The sequence below is a fragment of the Halomonas cibimaris genome (assembly GCF_055379665.1).
Map to the genome: position 1 here is coordinate 1,623,088 of NZ_AP043828.1, position 18,275 is coordinate 1,641,362.

General features: G+C 63.9%; 17 protein-coding genes. 9 read left to right on the forward strand and 8 right to left on the reverse strand.

The features are described 5' to 3' along the window. From ACZ415_RS07535 to ACZ415_RS07560, 6 genes are all read right to left on the reverse strand, one after another. Nucleotides 1-1,245 carry an ABC transporter substrate-binding protein gene (locus tag ACZ415_RS07535; protein ID WP_425552769.1) on the reverse strand — a complete coding sequence of 415 codons (1,245 nt, stop codon included), beginning with the start codon at nucleotides 1,243-1,245 and terminating at the stop codon, nucleotides 1-3. Between the two features lie 27 nt (nucleotides 1,246-1,272). Continuing rightward, nucleotides 1,273-2,310 (reverse strand): phosphotransferase, encoded by a 1,038-nt coding sequence (locus ACZ415_RS07540; RefSeq protein ID WP_344705047.1) that lies wholly within the window; start codon nucleotides 2,308-2,310, stop codon nucleotides 1,273-1,275. Between the two features lie 217 nt (nucleotides 2,311-2,527). After that, complete coding sequence (locus tag ACZ415_RS07545) at nucleotides 2,528-5,386, reverse strand: valine--tRNA ligase (protein ID WP_344705161.1); 2,859 nt, start codon at nucleotides 5,384-5,386, stop codon at nucleotides 2,528-2,530. 72 nt (nucleotides 5,387-5,458) lie between these two features. Beyond that, nucleotides 5,459-5,899 (reverse strand): DNA polymerase III subunit chi, encoded by a 441-nt coding sequence (locus tag ACZ415_RS07550; RefSeq protein ID WP_344705046.1) that lies wholly within the window; start codon nucleotides 5,897-5,899, stop codon nucleotides 5,459-5,461. Between the two features lie 13 nt (nucleotides 5,900-5,912). Continuing rightward, on the reverse strand, nucleotides 5,913-7,064 hold the full coding sequence (locus tag ACZ415_RS07555; RefSeq protein WP_344705045.1) for a branched-chain amino acid aminotransferase: 1,152 nt from the start codon (nucleotides 7,062-7,064) through the stop codon (nucleotides 5,913-5,915). A gap of 113 nt (nucleotides 7,065-7,177) precedes the next feature. Further along, nucleotides 7,178-8,698, reverse strand: a complete 1,521-nt coding sequence (locus ACZ415_RS07560; RefSeq protein WP_344705044.1) for a leucyl aminopeptidase — start codon at nucleotides 8,696-8,698, stop codon at nucleotides 7,178-7,180. Between the two features lie 108 nt (nucleotides 8,699-8,806). On the opposite strand from ACZ415_RS07560, the gene lptF reads away from it, so the two are divergent. The 5 genes from lptF to bfr all read left to right on the forward strand — a co-directional run bounded on the left by lptF (nucleotide 8,807) and on the right by bfr (nucleotide 12,471). Then, nucleotides 8,807-9,883: an LPS export ABC transporter permease LptF gene (gene lptF / locus ACZ415_RS07565; RefSeq protein WP_344705160.1), complete on the forward strand. Its 1,077-nt coding sequence runs from the start codon at nucleotides 8,807-8,809 to the stop codon at nucleotides 9,881-9,883. Then, nucleotides 9,883-10,947 carry an LPS export ABC transporter permease LptG gene (gene lptG, locus ACZ415_RS07570; RefSeq protein ID WP_344705043.1) on the forward strand — a complete coding sequence of 355 codons (1,065 nt, stop codon included), beginning with the start codon at nucleotides 9,883-9,885 and terminating at the stop codon, nucleotides 10,945-10,947. Before lptF ends, lptG begins: the two co-directional genes overlap by 1 nt. 24 nt (nucleotides 10,948-10,971) lie before the next feature. After that, entirely contained in the window at nucleotides 10,972-11,502 is a 531-nt protein-coding gene (locus ACZ415_RS07575; RefSeq protein ID WP_344705042.1) for an RDD family protein, read from the forward strand. 71 nt (nucleotides 11,503-11,573) lie between these two features. After that, nucleotides 11,574-11,780 (forward strand): (2Fe-2S)-binding protein, encoded by a 207-nt coding sequence (locus ACZ415_RS07580; protein ID WP_344705041.1) that lies wholly within the window; start codon nucleotides 11,574-11,576, stop codon nucleotides 11,778-11,780. Nucleotides 11,781-11,985: 205 nt separating this feature from the next. Then, nucleotides 11,986-12,471: a bacterioferritin gene (gene bfr, locus ACZ415_RS07585; RefSeq protein ID WP_344705040.1), complete on the forward strand. Its 486-nt coding sequence runs from the start codon at nucleotides 11,986-11,988 to the stop codon at nucleotides 12,469-12,471. A gap of 138 nt (nucleotides 12,472-12,609) precedes the next feature. Here bfr and sodC read toward each other — a convergent pair whose 3' ends face one another. Beyond that, on the reverse strand, nucleotides 12,610-13,143 hold the full coding sequence (sodC, locus tag ACZ415_RS07590) for a superoxide dismutase [Cu-Zn] SodC (protein WP_344705039.1): 534 nt from the start codon (nucleotides 13,141-13,143) through the stop codon (nucleotides 12,610-12,612). Between the two features lie 246 nt (nucleotides 13,144-13,389). Here sodC and tcdA point away from each other — a divergent pair, with 246 nt between their 5' ends. Together tcdA and ACZ415_RS07600 are read left to right on the forward strand one after the other, a co-directional pair. Then, nucleotides 13,390-14,238, forward strand: coding sequence for a tRNA cyclic N6-threonylcarbamoyladenosine(37) synthase TcdA (gene tcdA, locus ACZ415_RS07595; protein WP_344705038.1), 849 nt, complete (start codon nucleotides 13,390-13,392; stop codon nucleotides 14,236-14,238). Further along, on the forward strand, nucleotides 14,235-14,450 hold the full coding sequence (locus ACZ415_RS07600; protein ID WP_344705037.1) for a DUF1653 domain-containing protein: 216 nt from the start codon (nucleotides 14,235-14,237) through the stop codon (nucleotides 14,448-14,450). Before tcdA ends, ACZ415_RS07600 begins: the two co-directional genes overlap by 4 nt. Nucleotides 14,451-14,516: 66 nt before the next feature. Here ACZ415_RS07600 and ACZ415_RS07605 read toward each other — a convergent pair whose 3' ends face one another. Continuing rightward, a complete protein-coding gene (locus tag ACZ415_RS07605) occupies nucleotides 14,517-15,722 on the reverse strand; it encodes a DcaP family trimeric outer membrane transporter (protein WP_344705036.1) in 1,206 nt (401 codons plus the stop codon). A gap of 170 nt (nucleotides 15,723-15,892) precedes the next feature. Between ACZ415_RS07605 and ACZ415_RS07610 the strand changes: the two genes are divergently transcribed. Together ACZ415_RS07610 and aceK are read left to right on the forward strand one after the other, a co-directional pair. After that, nucleotides 15,893-16,426 (forward strand): CIA30 family protein, encoded by a 534-nt coding sequence (locus ACZ415_RS07610; RefSeq protein ID WP_344705035.1) that lies wholly within the window; start codon nucleotides 15,893-15,895, stop codon nucleotides 16,424-16,426. 90 nt (nucleotides 16,427-16,516) lie between these two features. Next, a complete protein-coding gene (aceK, locus tag ACZ415_RS07615) occupies nucleotides 16,517-18,262 on the forward strand; it encodes a bifunctional isocitrate dehydrogenase kinase/phosphatase (protein ID WP_344705034.1) in 1,746 nt (581 codons plus the stop codon). Nucleotides 18,263-18,275: the final 13 nt, after the last annotated feature.

Consider the following 18,275-nt stretch of genomic DNA (forward strand, 5'->3'; position numbering starts at 1 on the left):
TTATTGCGCTCCGTAGCGCTCAAGCCAGGCCTTCTGCAGCGCGTCCATCCAGCCGGAGTGGGGCTCGGCCAGGGTTTTCTCGAAGGCGTCTGCCGGGGGCAGCGCGGGGTTGTTGTTCTGCGCCTCAAACAGGGGCCGCTGCGCTTTGCTTAGCCGGTTTATGTCCAGCACGGTGCGATCGCCCCAGTAGTCCAGCGACTGCTTTTGCGCCTGGGCACTCGGCGAGAGCAGGAAGTTGGCCAGCGCCATGGCGCCGGCCTTGTGCGGTGAATTGTAGGGAATGGCGACAAAGTGCACGTTGCCCAGGGTGCCGCCGTCGAGCACGTAGCTGCGCACGCTTTTCGGCAGCTGGTATTCCTTCACCGCCACGGCGGCGTCGGTGGGGTAGAACGAGAACGCCAGGTCCAGCTCGCCGTCGCTCATCAGGGTGCGCAGTCTGGGCCCCGAGGCGGGGAAGCTTTGGCCTTCGCGCCATAGGTGCGGATGCAGCTTGTCGAGATAGTCCCACAGCGGCGCGGTAACGGCGGCGAAGTCGCTTTCGGACACCGGCCGGTAGAGCGCTTCGTCCTGATCGGTGAGCTCGATCAGCGCCTGCTTCAAAAAGGTGCTGCCGGTAAAGTCGGGGATGCGCGGGTAGGTAAAGCGTCCGGGGTTTTCCCGGGCCCAGTCGAGCAGCTCGGCCATGCTCTTCGGCGGTGCGCCGTCGCCGGTGAAGCTGGCCGCGTCGCTGTCGTAGTAAAAGGTGATTTGCGCCCGCCCCCAGGGCGACTCGAAGCCATCAACGGGCAGGGTGAAGTCGGTAACCACTTCAGGGTTGTCCGCCGGGTTTGTCAGCCCGAAGTGGGGCAGCGACTCGGCAAAGGGGCCGAACAGCAGGTCATGTTCGCGCATGGCGGCGAAGTTTTCACCGTTGATCCAGACGGCATCCACGCTGCCGCCGTCGTCGTTGCCCGCCTGCTTTTCTGCCAGCACGCGGGATACAACGCTGCCGGTGTCTTCAAGCTTGACGTGCTCGACCTCGACGCCAAAGCGCTGCTGCATCTGCCCGGCCACCCAGTCGATGTAGCGGTTGGTGCGCGAGTCGCCGCCCCAGGCGTTCCAGTACACGGTCTGGCCTTCGGCCTGTTCAATCACCGTTTTCCAGTCGTCGGGGTCGGGGGCTGCCAGCGCCGTGGCGGACAGCATCGCGCAGGCGAGTGCGGCCAGCCGCGGGCCATGGCGCAAGAGAGAAGCAGCGGTGTGCATGGGCAGGGTTCCTTTGGTCGGGGCGGGCTAGCCCAGAACGTCGTCGAGATAGTCCAGTTCGTCTTCCACGAAGTCGATGGCGGGCAGCGACAGGTAGTGGTCCACGCGCTCGCGGACGTGGGCAATCAGCGCCGGGTCGCTGAGCTCGGCGGACCAGTCCTCGCCCCGGCGCATGGCGTCGTGGGCCTGCAGATGTTGGGTGCGCCATTTGGCACACCAGGTCAGCGACCACAGCCACATGGCCCGGCGGCAGGCGAGCAGCGCGGCCGCGTCGCCGTTTGTCGTATCGCCCATGGCATGCTGCCAGTGGCGGTAGAAGTCGGCCACCTGCTGCGGCTTGAGCACCGCGCGGCTGTTTACGTCCCAGGTGGTCGAGGTGTACAGGCTGGCGTGGGCCAGATCGAACCCGGCCAGCCCGTAGCGGCATTTTTCCAGATCCACCAGCACCGCGCGGCCTTGATCGTCGATGAGAAAGTTGCCCGGGTGGGCGTCAAAGCTGATCAGGCCGGCGGCGCTGTCATCGAGCTGCGCAGGCATGCTGCCAAGCGCGGCGTGAATGCGCCGGCGAACGGCGTCGGGCAGCAGGGCGGTGTCGACGAAGTCGGCCTGTTCGGCAATTTCGCGGCGCATGGCGTGCCACGGGTTGGCCGGGGCGAAAAGCGGCGCGCGCTGATGGGCCGGCGGCACGGGCAGGCCGTGAATGCTGGCCAGCGCCCGGCTGATTTTTGCCAGATCGTCGGGCAGCTGCGCCGGCCGGCCGTGAATGGCCTCCACCACCAGTCCGCCTCGCGGCAGGTGGCTATCCGCGGGCAGCACGGCGTGCAGGCGCGGCGTGTGCCCGCTTTGAGCCGCTCGCTGAAAACATGCCGCCTGGTAGGCCAGGTTGGCCTCGGGGGCGAGCTTCATCTGGCTTTGCTTGGGCAGTCTGGCCACTCGGTCGTCGCCGCCGCGGTGCAGCCAGACGTGGTCGTGGGCCAGCCCGGTATCCGCCATGGGCTCAAGATCGCGAAAGCTGATGCCGGCGTGTTCCAGTGCCGCTGCAAGCGGCTTGATGGCGAGGGGCATAGGCGCTCCCGGCGTAGGGGTGGACGTGTCGGGCAGGGCTTTAACGGTGAAACCATTGTGGTACAAAAGTTGGACATAGTACACGCAGGGACGGGCCGGGTTAAACGGCGAGGTTTCAACGTTGGCAAAACGCGCGCTGCGTATGGCTTAGCCGGCAAGACGGCAAAACGCCCGCGTGAAGCGGGCGTTGCACCGGGTAACCCTTCAGGCGCGATGGCTACAGCGTGGCCATTTTCTGGCGCTGCTCTTCCAGCAGGGCGCGGGCGGCGCGCACTTCGGCGAGCTTGCTGCGCTCTTTTTCGACCACCGCGGCCGGGGCCTTGGCGGTAAAATTCTCGTTGCCGAGCTTTTTCTCGATGCCTTCGATCTGCTTGTCCTGCTTGGCGATTTCCTTGTCCAGCCGGGCAAGCTCGGCGTCTTTGTCGATCAGCCCGGCCATGGGCACCAGCACTTCCATGTTGCCCACCAGCTGGGTGGCCGAAAGCGGGGCGTCGTCGGGGTTGTCCAGCCAGGTGGCGCTTGAAAGCTTGGCCAGCTTCATCAAAAACGGGCGGTTTTGTTCAAGCCGCGCGGCGTCTTCGGCGCCGCCCTTGGTCAGCAGCGCGTCAATCTGTTTGCCCGGGGCGATGTTCATCTCGGCGCGGACGTTGCGCACCGCGACGATCACGCCCTTGAGCCAGTCGATATCCCGTGCGGCGGCGTCATCGATCAGGCCCTCGTCGGCCTCGGGCCAGGGCTGGGCCATGATCGAGCTGCCTTCGCCTGCCTGGGCATCGGAAAGCGTGCCGGCAAGCGGGGCCACGCGCTGCCAGATTTCTTCGCTGATAAACGGCATCATCGGATGGGCCAGACGCAGCACGGCTTCGAGCACGCGCACAAGCGTTTGGCGGGTGCCGCGCTTGGCGGACTCGCTGGCGGCTTCATCCCATAAAACAGGCTTGGACAGCTCCAGATACCAGTCGCAGTATTCGTTCCAGACAAAGTCGTACAGCGCCTGAGAGGCGTGATCGAAGCGGTAGTTGTCGATGTGGCGGGTGAGCTGCGCGATCGTTTTTTGCAGCGCCGAGAGAATCCAGCGGTCGGCCAGCGACAGGGTGACCTCGCCTCCGTCCGCGCCGCAGTCTTCGCCGTCGGCGTTCATCAGCACGTAGCGCGAGGCGTTCCACAGCTTGTTGCAGAAGTTGCGGTAGCCGTCCAGCCGGCTCATGTCGAACTTGATGTCGCGCCCGGTGGTGGCCTGGGAGAGAAAGGTAAAGCGCAGCGCGTCGGTGCCGTGGGGCTCGATGCCGTCCTTGAACTCGGCCCGGGTCGCCTTGGCGATGGCCTTGGCCTTCTGGGGCTGCATCATGTTGCCGGTGCGCTTTTCCACCAGCTCATCGAGGCTGATGCCGTCAATGAGATCGATGGGGTCGAGCACGTTGCCCTTGGACTTGGACATCTTGTTGCCCTGGGCGTCGCGTACCAGCCCGTGGACGTACACCGTCTTGAACGGCACCTCGCCGGTGAACTTGAGCGTCATCATGATCATCCGGGCGACCCAGAAGAAGATGATGTCAAAGCCCGTGACCAGTACGTTGGTGGGGTGGAAGGTGGCAAGCTCCTCGGTCTGCTCGGGCCAGCCCAGGGTGGCGAACGTCCACAGCGCGGAGCTGAACCAGGTATCGAGCACGTCGTCGTCCTGGGTCAGAGTGACGTCAGCGGCGATGTTGTGTTTCTCGCGCGCCTCGGCTTCGGTACGGGCAACGTAGACGTTGCCGCTTTCGTCGTACCAGGCGGGAATGCGGTGGCCCCACCATAGCTGGCGCGAGATACACCAGTCCTGCAGATCGCGCATCCACGAGAAGTACATGTTCTCGTAGTTTTTGGGCACAAACTCGATATCGCCGTCTTCCACCGCCTTGATCGCCGGGCGGGCCAGCTCTTCCACGGCGACAAACCACTGGTCGGTGAGCAGCGGCTCGATGATATCGCCCGAGCGGTCCCCAAAGGGCAGGGTGTTGTTGACGGCCTCAACTTCCTGCAAAAGGCCGGCGGCGTCCATATCGTCGACGATCAGCTTGCGCGCTTCAAAGCGGTCAAGCCCGGCGTACTTGGCCGGCAGGCGGGCGTCTTCGTCGGGCTGGGGCTGGCCCTTGAGGTTGTAGATCTCGGCGCGCTCGAGCACCGTGGCGTCCTGGGAGAAGACGTTGATCAGCAGGTGGTTCTGGCGCTTGCCGACTTCGTAGTCGTTGAAGTCGTGGGCCGGGGTGATTTTCACGCAGCCCGAGCCCTTGTCCATGTCGGCGTGCTCGTCGGCGACGATGGGGATGCGCCGGCCCACCAGCGGAAGTTCGATGAACTTACCCACCAGCGAGGCGTAGCGCGGGTCTTCCGGGTTGACCGCCACGCCGGTATCGCCCAGCAGGGTTTCCGGGCGGGTGGTGGCGACCACCAGATAGTCGCGGCCGTCGTCGGTTTTAACGCCGTCGGCCAGCGGATAGCGGAAGTGCCAGAAGCTGCCCTGCCGGTCGCGGTTTTCCACTTCCAGATCGGAAATCGCGGTGTGCAGGGTAGGGTCCCAGTTGACCAGCCGCTTGCCGCGGTAGATCAGGTCGTCTTCGTGCAGGCGGACAAACACTTCCTGCACGGCTTTATAGAAGCCGTCGTCCATGGTGAAGCGTTCCCGCGACCAGTCGACGCTGGCGCCCATGCGGCGCAGCTGGCGGGTGATGTGGCCGCCGGACTCTTCCTTCCATTCCCACACCTTGTCGAGAAAGGCGTCGCGGCCCAGATCGTGGCGGGTCTTGCCCTGTTCGGCGGCGAGCTTGCGCTCCACCAGCATTTGCGTGGCGATGCCGGCGTGGTCGGTGCCGATCTGCCACAGGGTGTTGTTGCCCTGCATGCGCTTGTAGCGGGCCAGGGTGTCCATGATGGTGTCCTGAAACGCATGCCCCATGTGCAAACTGCCGGTGACGTTGGGCGGCGGAATCATCATGGCAAACGGCGTGCCGGCCCCGGAGGGGGCAAAGCGGTTGTCGGCTTCCCAGCGCTGGTACCAGCGGGTTTCGATGCTTTCGGGTTGGTAGGTCTTGTCCATGGAATCACTCACAGCGAAATGCCGCGCCGGGGCGAGGCATTGAATTCATGTCGTTGGGTGTGGCGTGTAGCGTCAGGCGCTTGAGCCCAGCTTGTGCGGCACCACCTCATGGCCCTGCGCCCTGTAGCGCTGCCAGCACGCGCGTTTGGCCATCAGCACGGCCTGGTGCTGGTTGATGATTTCGGCCACCCGGGCGTAGCGCTCAAAGCCTGCGGGAATGTCCGGGTGCAGGTTCAAAAGCGCCGTCTCGCCCCGGGGGGCGGGCAGCTCGCCGGTGCCAAGCGTCACCGGCACGCTTGGGGCCATCTCGCTTTCGAGAAGGGCGTGGGGCAGATAGGCGTCCGGTCGAAAGTCCCACAGCGCGGCGTCGGCCTGCTCGGCAAGGGCCTGATCCTCGCAGTGCAGGTGCAGCCGGTAGCCGCGGCGCCAGATGGTATCGGCCAGCTTGCAGGCAAAGGCCAGGCGCGCCTCAAGGGTGGTATCGGCCAAGATGTAGAAATCGATGCGCGCCATACGGCCCTCGGGGCTAGACCAGCCGGGTCAGCCAGCCGCGAGTGTCTTCGCAGCGGCCGTACTGCAGGTCCAGCAGCTTTTTGCGCAGGCGCTTGGCCACGGCGTTGTCACCGCCGGCGGACAGACGGATGCGCTCGTCTTCGGTCACCAGCTCGCTTACCGGGGTAATCACCGCGGCGGTGCCGCAGGCAAACACCTCGGTAATGTCGCCGGAGGCCGCCCCTTCGCGCCATTCGTCCAGGCTGATGGGCCGCTCTTGCGGGGTGAGGCCGTCCTCTCTGGCAAGGGTGAGTACCGAGTCGCGGGTGACGCCTTCGAGGATGGTATCGGTCAGCCGCGGGGTGACCAGCCGGCCGTCGCTGAAAACGAAAAACAGATTCATGCCGCCAAGCTCTTCGATCCAGCGGTGTTCCGCCGCGTCGAGAAACGCCACCTGGCTGCAGCCCTGTTCTTCGGCCTGCTTTTGCGCGGCAAGGGAGGCGGCGTAGTTGCCGCCGCACTTGGCAAAGCCGGTGCCGCCGGGGGCGGCGCGCTGGTAGTGGCGGGAAAGCCAGATCGAGACCGGCTCCACGCCGCCCTTGAAATAGGCCGCCGCCGGCGAGGCGATGACGTAGAAATCCACCTCGTGGGAGGGGCGCACGCCGAGAAACGCCTCGCTTGCGATCATGAACGGGCGCAGATAAAGGCTGCACTCGTCGGATTCGTCAACCGGGGTGGGCACCCAGGCGTGGTCCTGGGCCAGCAGGGCCTTGAGCGCGCCGATGAAGTCGTCATCGGAGAGCTCCGGCAGGGCCAGGCGGCGCGCACTTTTGCGAAAGCGCTCGGCGTTTTTCTCCGGGCGAAACGTCCACACCGAGCCGTCGGCGTGGCGGTAGGCTTTGATGCCTTCGAAGATTTCCTGGCCGTAGTGCAGCACGGCGGCGGCCGGGTCGAGGGTCAGCGGGCCGTAGGGGCGTACGCCGTGGGCGTGCCAGCCGCGCCTCAGCGTCCAGCGAATATACGCCATGTGGTCGCTGAAGTGCGTGCCGAACCCGGGCGCCTGAAGAATGCTGTCGCGGACGTGATCGGCCGTCGGCTGGTTGGACGGCACCAGCTGAAAGGCGTCGGCAAGAAAGGCGTCGGCAAGAAAGGCGTCGTCAGGAAAGGCGTCTGAAGGCACGAGCATGTTCTCCGCTGAAAACCAGCGCGGGGCTGGCGGGTAAAAAAAGGGCGTACAAGGCCTTTGCAAAAGGCCGGCGCGGGCCTGGCGGCAATGCAGCCGGGCCCGGGACGTTCATGTTAGCGCTCGGCGCCTATCGCGTCAGCCTCGTTTTGCCGGTCCAGCAGGTACTGGGTCAAAAGCCCCACCGGGCGGCCGGTGGCGCCTTTGTTGTCGCCGGAGTGCCAGGCGGTGCCGGCGATGTCCAGATGTGCCCAGGGGTAGGCCTCGGTGAAGCGCGACAAAAAGCAGCCGGCGGTAATGGTGCCGGCCGGCTTGCCGCCGATGTTGGCCAGATCGGCGAAGTTGGAGTCCAGCTGCTGCTGGTAGTCGTCCCAAAGCGGCAGGTGCCAGGCGCGGTCCCAGGCGGTTTCCCCGGCGTCGAGCACGTCCAGGGCCACGTCGTCATCGTTGGCTAAAAGCCCGCTGGCGTGGTGGCCCAGGCCGACAATCACCGCCCCGGTGAGGGTGGCGATGTCCACCACGCTTGCCGGTTTGAAGCGCTCGGCGTAGGTCAGCGCATCGCACAGCGCCAGCCGGCCCTCGGCGTCGGTGTTGAGCACCTCAACGGTGAGCCCTTTGAGCGTGGTGACAATGTCGCCGGGCTTGGTGGCCGCACTGCCGGGCATGTTTTCCGCCGCGGCGACGATAAACACCAGGTTGAGCCTGGGCCGGATACCCAGCACCGATTTGGCGGTGCCGAAGACGCTGGCCGCCCCGCCCATGTCGAACTTCATTTCGTCCATGCCCGCGCCGGGCTTGAGCGAGATGCCGCCGGAATCGAAGGTGATGCCCTTGCCCACCAGCACGTGGGGCGCGTCGTCGGGATTGTCCGCGCCCTGGTAGTGCATCACGATCAGCCGGGTGGGCTCGGCGCTGCCGCGGCCTACCGACAGCAGCGAGCCCGCGCCGAGGGCTTCAAGGGCGTCTTCGTCGAGAATCTCGGCGGTGAGCGCGCCGCCGGATTCAGCGGCCAGCGCCTCGGCTGCGCCGGCCAGATAGCGCGGCGTGCAGACGTTGCCGGGCAGATTTGCCAGCGTGCGAGTATGGTTGATGCCCTCGCCAACGGCCCGGCCGATGTCGGCGCCCTGCTGAACAAGGGCGGCGTCGTCGCTGTCCCGGGCGCACAGCGTAATATGTGCCAGCGCCGAGGGTTTGGCATGGGTGGTCTTGAATTGATCAAAGCGGTAGCCGGCGCCGACAATGGCCTCCAGCGTTTTCTGCGCCTTCCAGGCGCTGTCGCGACCCTCCAGCGGCACGTCGCTAAAGGCGATCACGGCGCTGTCGGCGGGCAGCTTGATCAGTGCCTGGCCGGCGGCGTCGAGTGCTTTGATAAACGCCGCTTCCCCGCAGCGCGACGGCTCGCCCAGCCCCACCAGCATCAGCCGCTCGGTGCAAAGGCCCGGGGCAAAGGGCACCGTCAGCACGTTGCCCAGCGCGGCATCGAAGTCGCCGCGTTCCATCAGCTGACCGATCAGCCGCTCGCTGGCGTCGTCCAGCCGGGCCGCCGCCGGCAGCAGCGCGCCGCTTTGAAACACGGGAACGACCACGCAGTCGGTTTCGGCTTTGGCGGGGTTGGCAGTCTGCACGGAAAATTGCATGGCGTCTCCAAACAAGACAAGCATTGAGAGAATCAGGATAATACCCGTCAGTGTACCCAAGCCATGGGCGCATTGCATGGCATCCTGCAAGACTGGCCGGAGATCGCGTTGATTTTATTTCGCTACCTCACCCGCGAAGTGCTGCTTACCATGTCGGCGGTGGCCGGCGTTTTGCTGCTGGTGATCATGGGCGGGCGTTTTATCCGCTACTTTGCCGATGTGGCCGAGGGGGAGTTTCCCGTCACGGTGCTGGGCAATCTGATGCTGTTTCATCTGCCCGGTTTTATGGAGCTGGTGCTGCCGCTGGCGTTTTTTCTGGGCATTTTGCTGGCCTACGGCCAGCTCTACATGAACAGTGAAATTACCGTCATGGTGGCCTGCGGCATAAGTCCGATGCGGCTTTTGCAAATCACTTTGCTGCCCTGTGCCGTGGTGGCCGTGCTGGTGGGCATCTGCAGCCTATGGCTGGCGCCCTGGGGCAGCATGGCAACGGAAGGCATTATTCAGGAGCAGCGCAGCCGGCTGGATGCCTCGGTGTTGACGCCGGGCCGCTTTCAGGACTTTGGCGCGGGCCGTACCGCCTATATCACCGGCTTTTCCGACGACGGCCGGCAGATGCAAAACGTGTTTGTCCATGAGCTGGGCAGCCGCGGCGATGATCTGCCCAACTACGTGACCCGGGCCGAGCAGGGCTATCAGCAGGTACGCGACGAAACCGGCAGCCGTTTTCTGGTGCTCGAAGACGGTGACCGTTTCAGCGTGGTGCCGGGAGATCTTCAGGCCGAGCATCTGGCCTTTGAGCGCTACACCATCCGCCTGGGAGAAAGCAAAACCCTCAGCGCCTCGGACGAGGCCGAGTTTCAGCCCACAAAAGCGCTGTGGCGAAGCGAGGCGCCCGGCGCCAAGGCTCAGTGGCAGTGGCGCATGGGCGTGCCGCTGATGGTGTTTGTGCTAGCACTGATTGCTCAGCCGCTGTCTCGGGTCAACCCGCGCCAGGGGCGCTTTGCCAAGCTGCTGCCGGCGGTGTTTCTCTATGTTGCCTACCTGAGTTTGTTGCTGGCCGCCGTGGACGCCGTGGGCAGCGGCTCGCTGCCGGCGGCGATTGGCGTATGGCCGGTTCACGCCGCGTTTTTCGCGCTGGGGCTGGCCCTTGTCTGGCGCCTGCAGCGTAAGGGGATGCGCTAATGCTCACCGATCGTTTGGACCGCTACATTGCGCGCAACGTGCTGGCCGCCATTCTGGTGGTTCAGCTGGTGCTGCTGGGGCTTGATTTGATCATCGCCTACATTGATGACCTGGACGACGTTCAAGGCGCCTATTCAAGCCTTGACGTGCTTTTGTATCTAGGCATGCGCCTGCCCTGGCGGTTTTATCAGTATGCGCCGGTGGCGGTGCTGATCGGCGCGCTGATCGGTCTTGGCAGCATGGCGTCGAGCAACGAGCTGACCGTGATGCGCGCCGCCGGGCGCTCGCTTTCGCGCATTGTCTGGGGGGTGATGAAGCCGGTGCTGCTGGTGGTGGCCGCGGTGCTTTTAATCGCGGAGTTTGTCAGCCCGCGCACCGAGCAGTTTGCCGAGGCCTGGCAGCTCGAACAGCGCCTGGGCGAAGGCGCGGTGCTCACCAGCCGCAGCGCCTGGCAGATTGAAGGCGACAGCGTCTACCGTTTCGGCGCCATCCGCGCCGACGACGTGGTGCTGGATCTTCTGCGCTACCGCTTTGACGATCGCCGGCTGGTTGAAGCGTCCTATGCCGAGCGCGCCTACTGGGAAAACGATCAATGGCGGCTGAGCAACGTGGCCACTACGCGGTTTTTCCCCCGGCGTACCGAAGTGACGCGTCGCGCCACCGAGGCCTGGGATACCGCGCTTACGCCTACCCAGCTGGAGCGGCTTTTGCGCGATACCGAAACCCAGTCGCCCAGCGAGCTGTACGCCTACGCGCAGTTTTTGCAGTCCCAAGGGCGCAGCGCCGAGCAGCCCCTTTTGTATTTCTGGCAAAAAATGCTGCTGCCGCTGACCATGGGCTCGCTGGTGCTGATCGCCGCTTCGTTTGTGTTCGGCCCGCTGCGCACCGTGGCCGCCGGCACCCGGGTATTTTACGGGGTGATTACCGGGCTTACGTTCAAATATACCCAGGACTTGCTGGCGCCGGCGTCGACGATTTTCGGCTTTTCACCGGTGTGGGCGGTGCTGGTGCCTACGCTTGCCTGCGCGGCGGCGGGGCTTTTGCTTTTACGCCGTAACGGCTAGCTTGCTTTTATTAAAGAGATTTCAATGACGCAACGACGTTTTACCCAGCTCGATAGCGTAGCGCCGGCCGGCCTGGCCCGGCGGCTGGGGGCGATGCTTTACGACGGTTTTCTGGTGATGGCGATCTGGCTTTTGGTAACGGTGGCGCACCTGGCGTTTTTACGCTTTGTGCTCGGCCGCAGCGCGGAGAGCATCGGTACCGAAAGCCTTGCCGTTGCCACGCTGCGGCTGCTGCTGGTGTGCTCAGCGGCGGCGTTTTTTACCTACTGCTGGCGCCGGGGCGGCATGACGCTGGGCATGCAGGCCTGGCGGCTGCGCGTGCAAACGCCCGAGGGCGCGCCTATCAGCCTTGTCCAGAGTCTGATCCGCTGCACGGCGGCCTGGGTGTCCCTTGCTGCGCTGGGTATCGGCTACTGGTGGGTGCTGTTTGATCCGCAAAAGCGCAGCTGGCCGGATATCGCCTCCGGTACGCAAACGGTCGTGCTGCCCAAGGCCTTGCAAGGCGCAGAAAAAAAACAGGCGGATCGCGCGAAGGCGGCAAAGCGCCAAAAATAAACGCGCTCACTGCTTGCGATTCTTTATAGGAATCATTTACATTGGCGACATGTGTCCAGCGAGGTGTCGCCATGTATGTCTGTATGTGCAAGGGAGTGACCGACCACCAGATCCGCCGGGAAGTTGACAGCGGTGCCCGCAGCTTTCGCGACGTGCGCGAGGCGACCGGCTGTGCAACACAGTGCGGCAAGTGCGCCTGCATGGCCAAGACCATCACCCGCGAGGCGGTTCAAAAAGCGCGCGCCCAGGCCGACATGGGGCTGGCCTACGCTATCTGACGCGAATCTTTCTTGTTGCGTTTGCTTTTGGCAACGTGATGATGTGTTTGAGTTGTTAAGCGCATCGCCTATACTTCCGGACATTCCGGGCGCATAGCCTTCGCGCGTGCCTGTCCGGTCGAACGCAAAAGCCTGGCGGCGTTGCATCTGTCAGGCGTCATTTGACGGCGTTGTACCCTGCAATGCCCGGACCAAAGGTGGTGATATGAAAGGCGATCCGCAAGTTATCAAGCATTTGAACATTGCCCTGGGCAACGAGCTGGTAGCCATCAATCAATACTTCCTGCACGCCAAGATGTACAAGGACTGGGGGCTGAAGGCGCTGGCCAAGTGGGAATACGACGAATCCATCGAAGAGATGCAGCACGCCGACAGGCTCATTGAGCGCATTTTGTTTCTTGAAGGCATTCCCAACCTGCAGGATCTGGGCAAGCTCTACATCGGCGAGAACGTCAAGGAAATGCTCGAAAGCGATCTCAAGATCGAGCACGACGGCCGCAACGACTACATTGAAGCGATTACCTACGCTGAAAGCGTCAAGGACTACGTCAGCCGCGACCTGCTGCGTGATCTGCTGGCCGAAGAAGAAGACCACATCGACCATATCGAAACCGAGCTGCACCTGATCGAGCAGGTGGGGATTCAAAACTACCTGCAGCGCCAGATGCAGATGGCCGGCGACGAAGACTAACCTCTTCGCTGCAAAGCGCCGGAACAAAAAACGGGCAGGCCGTCAGCGGCCTGCCCGTTTTGCGTCGTACAGCGCCGGTGGGCCGGCGATGACGGCGTGCGCGACGGTTTTACTGTTCCACTTTTTTACTGTTCCACTTTACTGTCCTACTACGCCGCAGGCGACGCGGGCACCGCCGCCGCCCAGGTGGGGCTCGTCGGAGTAGTTGTCGCCGCCGGCGTGGATCATCAGACTGCGGCCGTCCAGGTCGTCAAGGCTCAGCCGCGGTGCCAGAATGGCCAGGGTGGCCTTGCCGCTGCTATCAACGCTGAGCGCCGGCAGATCCCCCAGGTGGCCCTCGCCGTAGGGGCCCTGGTGGGTGCCGGTTGCTTCAGGGTCGTAGTGGCCGCCGGCCGATAGCCCGGCAACGCTTTCGCCGTCGTCGTTGTTGCCGGGCTCGCAGCTGGCATTCTGGTGGACGTGAAAGCCGTGGATGCCGGCCTCGAGTCCGTCCAGAGACGGCGTCAGCAGCAGGCCGTGATCGCTCTGCTCAAGGGTGACGGTGCCCAGCGAATCGCCGACGCCGTCGGCGCTGATGCGGTGTACGTCAACGTCAAGCGTATCGGCGGCCTGGGCCGAGGCGGCCATCAAAAGCGATGCGGCCAGAGCGGAAAACGGTGCGGTATAGCGCATGCGAAACTCTCCTTCTACGTAACGGCTGCCCCAAGGGGCAGCGTTTGAGCGAGAAAACACCTTCGAGCCTAGCAAAGTTTGGCCCGGTGACCCAATGCCGCCCGGATGCGAACGCCCGAGCCAGGCGCGTATTGCACCGCGCGTGATGACATTTGGCCGTCGGGCCGTGACAATAGCCACCCGCTTGCCGGCCGCGCCGGTAGCGGCGTGCCTGACGTTTCATCCCGATGCATAGCGAGGCCCTCGATGGCTCCATTTGATACCTCACCGGCGCCCGCCGCGCCCTTTGACGACTATCGCCTGCGTTTTGGCGGCATCCGCCGACTGTACGGGGGCCGGGCGGCTGCGGCTTTTCGCCGGGCACACGTGGTGGTTGTAGGCGTTGGCGGGGTCGGTAGCTGGGCCGTCGAGGCGCTGGCCCGTTCGGGCATCGGCAAACTGACGCTGATCGATCTGGACGATGTGTGCGTGTCCAACGTCAACCGTCAGCTTCACGCCCTGGACGGCACCGTGGGCCGGGCCAAGGTCGAAGTGCTGGCCGAGCGCTGCCGGCTGATTGCCCCGGAAATCGAGGTGGTGGCGGACACGGCCTTTGCCACGCCCACCAACCTTGAGCAGCGCATCCCTGAAGATGCCGATCACGTGGTTGACGCCATTGACAGCGTAGTGGCCAAGGCGGCGCTGATCGCCTTTTGCAAGCGGCGCAAGATAGCCCTCACCGTGACCGGTGCGGCGGGTGGCCAGACCGACCCGACGCGCATTCGGGTGGTGGACCTGACGCGCACCGTGCACGACTCGCTGCTGGCCCGGGTGCGTTCGCGCCTGCGTCGGGACTACGGCTTTTCGCGCAATCCCAAACGCCGCTTCTCGGTGGAGTGCGTCTACTCCGACGAGCAGCTGGTGTACCCGGGCGCAGACGGCGAGGTGTGTCATCAAAAACCCGGCGACGGCGAATCGGCTCGCCTGGACTGCGAAAGCGGCTTTGGTGCGGCCACGTTTCTCACCGGCACGTTTGGCTTTGTTGCCGCCTCTCGGGTACTTGCCCGGCTGGCGAAAAAAGCCGCCAGTGCCCCTGCCAGCGAGGTTGCGCCATGACACCTGTTCCCGGCATTTATCGTCACTACAAAGGTGCGCTGTATGAGGTGCTGGGCGGCGCCCGGCACAGCGAAACCGAAGAGGCGCTGGTGGTCTATCGCGCGCTTTACGGCGAATACGGCCTTTGGGTGCGCCCGCTTGCCATGTTCAACGAAACGGTGCACAAGGATGGCCGGCCACAGCCGCGCTTTGCGCTACACAAGGCCTTTTAGACAAAAATGCCCCGCCGTAAGCGGGGCATGGGCGCTTGGCCCGGCGTACGCCGGCCGGACGCGGGGTTAAAAGCTGTACTGGGCTGCGAAAATCATGCGGCTTGCTTCTTTTGTGTCGCCGCCTTTGGTTTCCTGGCTGAAGTAGCCGTACTCGACGCCCATCATGACCTTGTCAACCGGCGTCCACTGGTAGTTGAGCATGGCGTTCTGGTTGGTTTCGGCAGCGGCGCTGGTCATGGCACCGTCTGCGACGGCGTCGTCCAGGTCCAGCTTGGTCATGCCGTAGCCCAGGTTGATGCTGCGCCCGTTGCCCAGGTCCAGGCTGGTGCCCAGCGAGCCGCCGTAGCCCTGGATGGTTTCAATATCGCTGCCGTCAACGTAGGCGCTGGTGCCGTAGAAGTCGTTGCCCGAGCGGTACAGGTAGCTGTTGGCGCCGTCGGTGTAGTTCACCGCGCCCTGAACCGAGAGCATCTCGGTAAGTTCGATCGTCATGGCACCGAACACGCCGTAGCCCATGGCGCTGTCGTCGACATCGCTAGCGGCGACTTGAGAAACAGCGGGAGCGCCGTTTGGGCCTACGACGACATCTGAAGACGCAGACCTGCCTTCGGCGCTAATGCGTTTAACGAGACCGGCGGCGGAGTACGATACAGCACCGGCGGAGTCTTCAAAGCGTGCCGTGAGCACCGGAGCCGACTCGCGAGTATCGAGGTTGGGGCCTGATGCATCGGCAATATCCGGCCCGCGAACGGCGTCTTCCACGGAGAAGGATAGCGCGCCGGTGGTGTAGCGAACCTGCTCGGTGCGATCCTGCAGGCCGGCAAGCCCTGCCAGGCTGTCAAAGTCCAGCGTCGGGGTGTAGCCCACAAAGCTGTTGTAGTTGGACCAGGTGCGCCCGGCCAGGAAGTTCTTGTATTCGCCGTAGGCATGGCGCAGGCGCAGATCGCCGCCGCCGCCGCCGCGGAAGTCACCCTCAACGGTGACTTCCATGCCGGAGGCGTGCTTGACCTTGACGCCCAGGCGGCTTTGGTAGGCATCGGCGCCAAAGTGCGTCTTGCCGGTGTCTTCAAGCGCAAAGGAGCCGGAACGCGTTGACAGCGCGTTATCGCCGTCAAAGTCGTAGCTCATGTTCAGGCGTGCATAGCCGTAGAGGCTGGCTTCAACGTCTTCGGTGACGCTGAGATCAACGGCGCTGGCCTGGCCGGCGACGCCCAGTACGGTAGCGGCGGTGGCGGCCTGAACGGCGAGTTTGAGCGTGTTTTTAGTCGGCACGATGGTTGTTCCCTTGGGTAGCTATTGTGTTGTTGAATTTTTTATTGTCTTTGTTTATAGGGCGGATAGCCTACCGTAGTTACCGTATGTTTCAAAGGTTATCTTTTTATATCGTCAACGGCAGCACTCGGGACCGCCGTGCTGCACGTTCGGCCAAAGGAGGCGCGCAGATGTCTGAACTGTCTTTTACCACGCTCGTAGACGAGGCCGCCCGTGAAGAAGCCCGGCGCTGGTATGCGGTGAACGACGGTGTCATGGGCGGGGTATCCAAAAGTGCCTTTCACGTGACCGAAGGCCTTCACGCGGGGCAAGGAGAGGGGCGCTTTGTCGGCGACATCTCGCTTGAAAACGGCGGCGGATTTGCCTCGGTGCGCCGAGAGCCCGGTGCCTTCGAGCGTGCGCTGACCCGTGCCGGCGGTATTGCCCTGCGGGTGTGCGGCGACGGGCGCACGTATCAGCTGCGGATAAAAAGCCGGGCGATTGACGAGGGCTGCGCCTACCGCGTGGCCTTCACCCCGGCCAAGGATGAGTGGCAGACGTGGCGCTTTGCCTGGCACGAGTTCGAGGCGGTATGCCGGGGCCGGCATCTGGTTGGCGCGCCGGCGCTTGCCGCTGGTGACATCTACCAGCTGGGCCTTTTGATCGCCGACCGCCGGGGCGGTGATTTCTGCCTGCGCCTGGCGCGCATCGATGCGGTGCCATAAGCTGCTGCGGCTGCCACCAAGGTCGTCTCCCCACCGGGCCGGTATCTGCGCGAAGCTTGACGGCAAACGCTGACCTCTCAGGAGACGCCCTTGTCCCTATCCGCAGCCTATCGTCTGGCCGCCACCGTGCTTCACGGCTTTGACGAATACCGCGCGCGCTTTCAGGCCATGACCCGAGAGGCCAGCCAGCGCTTTCGCGATGCCGACTGGCAGCAGGCCCAGCGGGCCAGCGCCGAGCGCATCAACCTGTATAAAGAAAAAGTCGACGCCACGCGCACGCGGCTGGAGCGCACGTTCAGCGAAGAAGTGCTGACCAACTGCGAATACTGGTGCGAAGCGCGCGGCTGCTACGCGCAGCTGATCAGCCAGCGGCTGGATTTTGAGCTGGCCGAGACGTTTTTCAACTCGCTTTTCTGCACGGTGTTTCATCACCGCCACATTCGCAACGACCGGGCGTTTGTGTACAGCTCACGCGATGGCGCCCCGCACCGTTCGGGCATTGAGCTGTGCCGGCGCTATGCGGTGAACGGCGACTGGCAAAGTGCTTTGAGCCGTGCGCTGGTGGAGGCCCCGCTGGCGCTTCCCTTCACCGATGCCGCACGGGATTCCGCCCGGGGCGCGGCGTTTCTGCGAGAAGCCTTGCCGCCGGCCGTTTTGCATGCCGACAACGCCGAGCTGGAGCTTTTGCACAGCGTTTTTTATCGCAACAAGGGCGCCTATCTGGTCGGGCGGATTCGCGGCGGCGGCGAACAGGTCCCGCTGGTGCTGCCGGTGTTGCACGACGATGGCAACGCCGCGGCCTGCCTGCGCTTGGATACCGTGCTCATCGAGCCCGATGAGGTCTCGATTCTGTTCTCCTTTACCCGGGCGTATTTTCAGGTAGACGTGCCGGTACCCGGCGAATGCGTGGCCTATCTGCAGGGGCTGATGCCGAATAAACCGATAGACGAGCTGTACGCTTCCATCGGCTTTTTCAAGCACGGCAAGACCGAGTTTTTTCGCGCGCTGAACCGCCAGGTGGCCAAGCGCGAGGATCGCTTCATTCTTGCCCCGGGCGTGCCCGGCATGGTGATGGCGGTGTTTGTGCTGCCCTCGCACCGCACGGTGTTCAAGATCATCCGCGACCGCTTCGATCCGGCCAAGGACATCACCCACCGGGAAGTGCGCGAGAAATACCAGCTGGTCAAGCGCCACGACCGGGTCGGGCGCATGGCCGATACCCAGGAGTTCTCCAACTTTATTGCCCGCAAGGACCATTTCGACCCGGATTGCCTGGCGCACCTTTTGGAAACCGCGCCTTCCACGGTGTCGATGAAAGGCGATAAGGTGCTGATCCGCCACTGCTATACCGAGCGCATGATGACCCCGCTCAACCTCTACGTGGAGCACTGCAGCGAAGAGGAAGTGGCGACCGTGCTCAACGACTACGGCAACGCCATCAAACAGCTGGCGGCGGCCAATATTTTCCCCGGCGACATGCTGCTGAAAAACTTCGGCGTAACGCGCCACGGCCGGGTCATCTTTTATGACTACGATGAAATCAGCTACCTGACCCACTGCTGCTTTCGCGCGCTGCCGCGCACCGCTGACGGCCGGCGGGCCGACGTCTCGGCGCTGTCCATCGGGCCGAACGATATCTTCCCCGAGGAGTTTGGTCCTTTCATGATCGCCAACCCCGAGCGCCGGGCGCTGTTTACCCGCCAGCACCCTGAGCTGTTTGATCCGGACTACTGGCAGGGCCTGCAGCAGGACATCCGCAACGGCCGGGTGATCGATGTGTATCCGTATCGCAACAAGCAGCGGTTTAACGGCGGCCGCGACGCGCTGGTACACTGACGTTTATTGACAC

What these genes read in the sequence shown, in the direction of transcription:
- ACZ415_RS07535 (WP_425552769.1), bottom strand. Translation starts at nt 1,245, where the DNA reads ATGCACACCGCTGCTTCTCTCTTGCGCCATGGCCCGCGGCTGGCCGCA.
- ACZ415_RS07540 (WP_344705047.1), bottom strand. Translation starts at nt 2,310, where the DNA reads ATGCCCCTCGCCATCAAGCCGCTTGCAGCGGCACTGGAACACGCCGGC.
- ACZ415_RS07545 (WP_344705161.1), bottom strand. Translation starts at nt 5,386, where the DNA reads ATGGACAAGACCTACCAACCCGAAAGCATCGAAACCCGCTGGTACCAG.
- ACZ415_RS07550 (WP_344705046.1), bottom strand. Translation starts at nt 5,899, where the DNA reads ATGGCGCGCATCGATTTCTACATCTTGGCCGATACCACCCTTGAGGCG.
- ACZ415_RS07555 (WP_344705045.1), bottom strand. Translation starts at nt 7,064, where the DNA reads ATGCTCGTGCCTTCAGACGCCTTTCCTGACGACGCCTTTCTTGCCGAC.
- ACZ415_RS07560 (WP_344705044.1), bottom strand. Translation starts at nt 8,698, where the DNA reads ATGCAATTTTCCGTGCAGACTGCCAACCCCGCCAAAGCCGAAACCGAC.
- lptG (WP_344705043.1), top strand. Translation starts at nt 9,883, where the DNA reads ATGCTCACCGATCGTTTGGACCGCTACATTGCGCGCAACGTGCTGGCC.
- ACZ415_RS07575 (WP_344705042.1), top strand. Translation starts at nt 10,972, where the DNA reads ATGACGCAACGACGTTTTACCCAGCTCGATAGCGTAGCGCCGGCCGGC.
- ACZ415_RS07580 (WP_344705041.1), top strand. Translation starts at nt 11,574, where the DNA reads ATGTATGTCTGTATGTGCAAGGGAGTGACCGACCACCAGATCCGCCGG.
- bfr (WP_344705040.1), top strand. Translation starts at nt 11,986, where the DNA reads ATGAAAGGCGATCCGCAAGTTATCAAGCATTTGAACATTGCCCTGGGC.
- sodC (WP_344705039.1), bottom strand. Translation starts at nt 13,143, where the DNA reads ATGCGCTATACCGCACCGTTTTCCGCTCTGGCCGCATCGCTTTTGATG.
- tcdA (WP_344705038.1), top strand. Translation starts at nt 13,390, where the DNA reads ATGGCTCCATTTGATACCTCACCGGCGCCCGCCGCGCCCTTTGACGAC.
- ACZ415_RS07600 (WP_344705037.1), top strand. Translation starts at nt 14,235, where the DNA reads ATGACACCTGTTCCCGGCATTTATCGTCACTACAAAGGTGCGCTGTAT.
- ACZ415_RS07610 (WP_344705035.1), top strand. Translation starts at nt 15,893, where the DNA reads ATGTCTGAACTGTCTTTTACCACGCTCGTAGACGAGGCCGCCCGTGAA.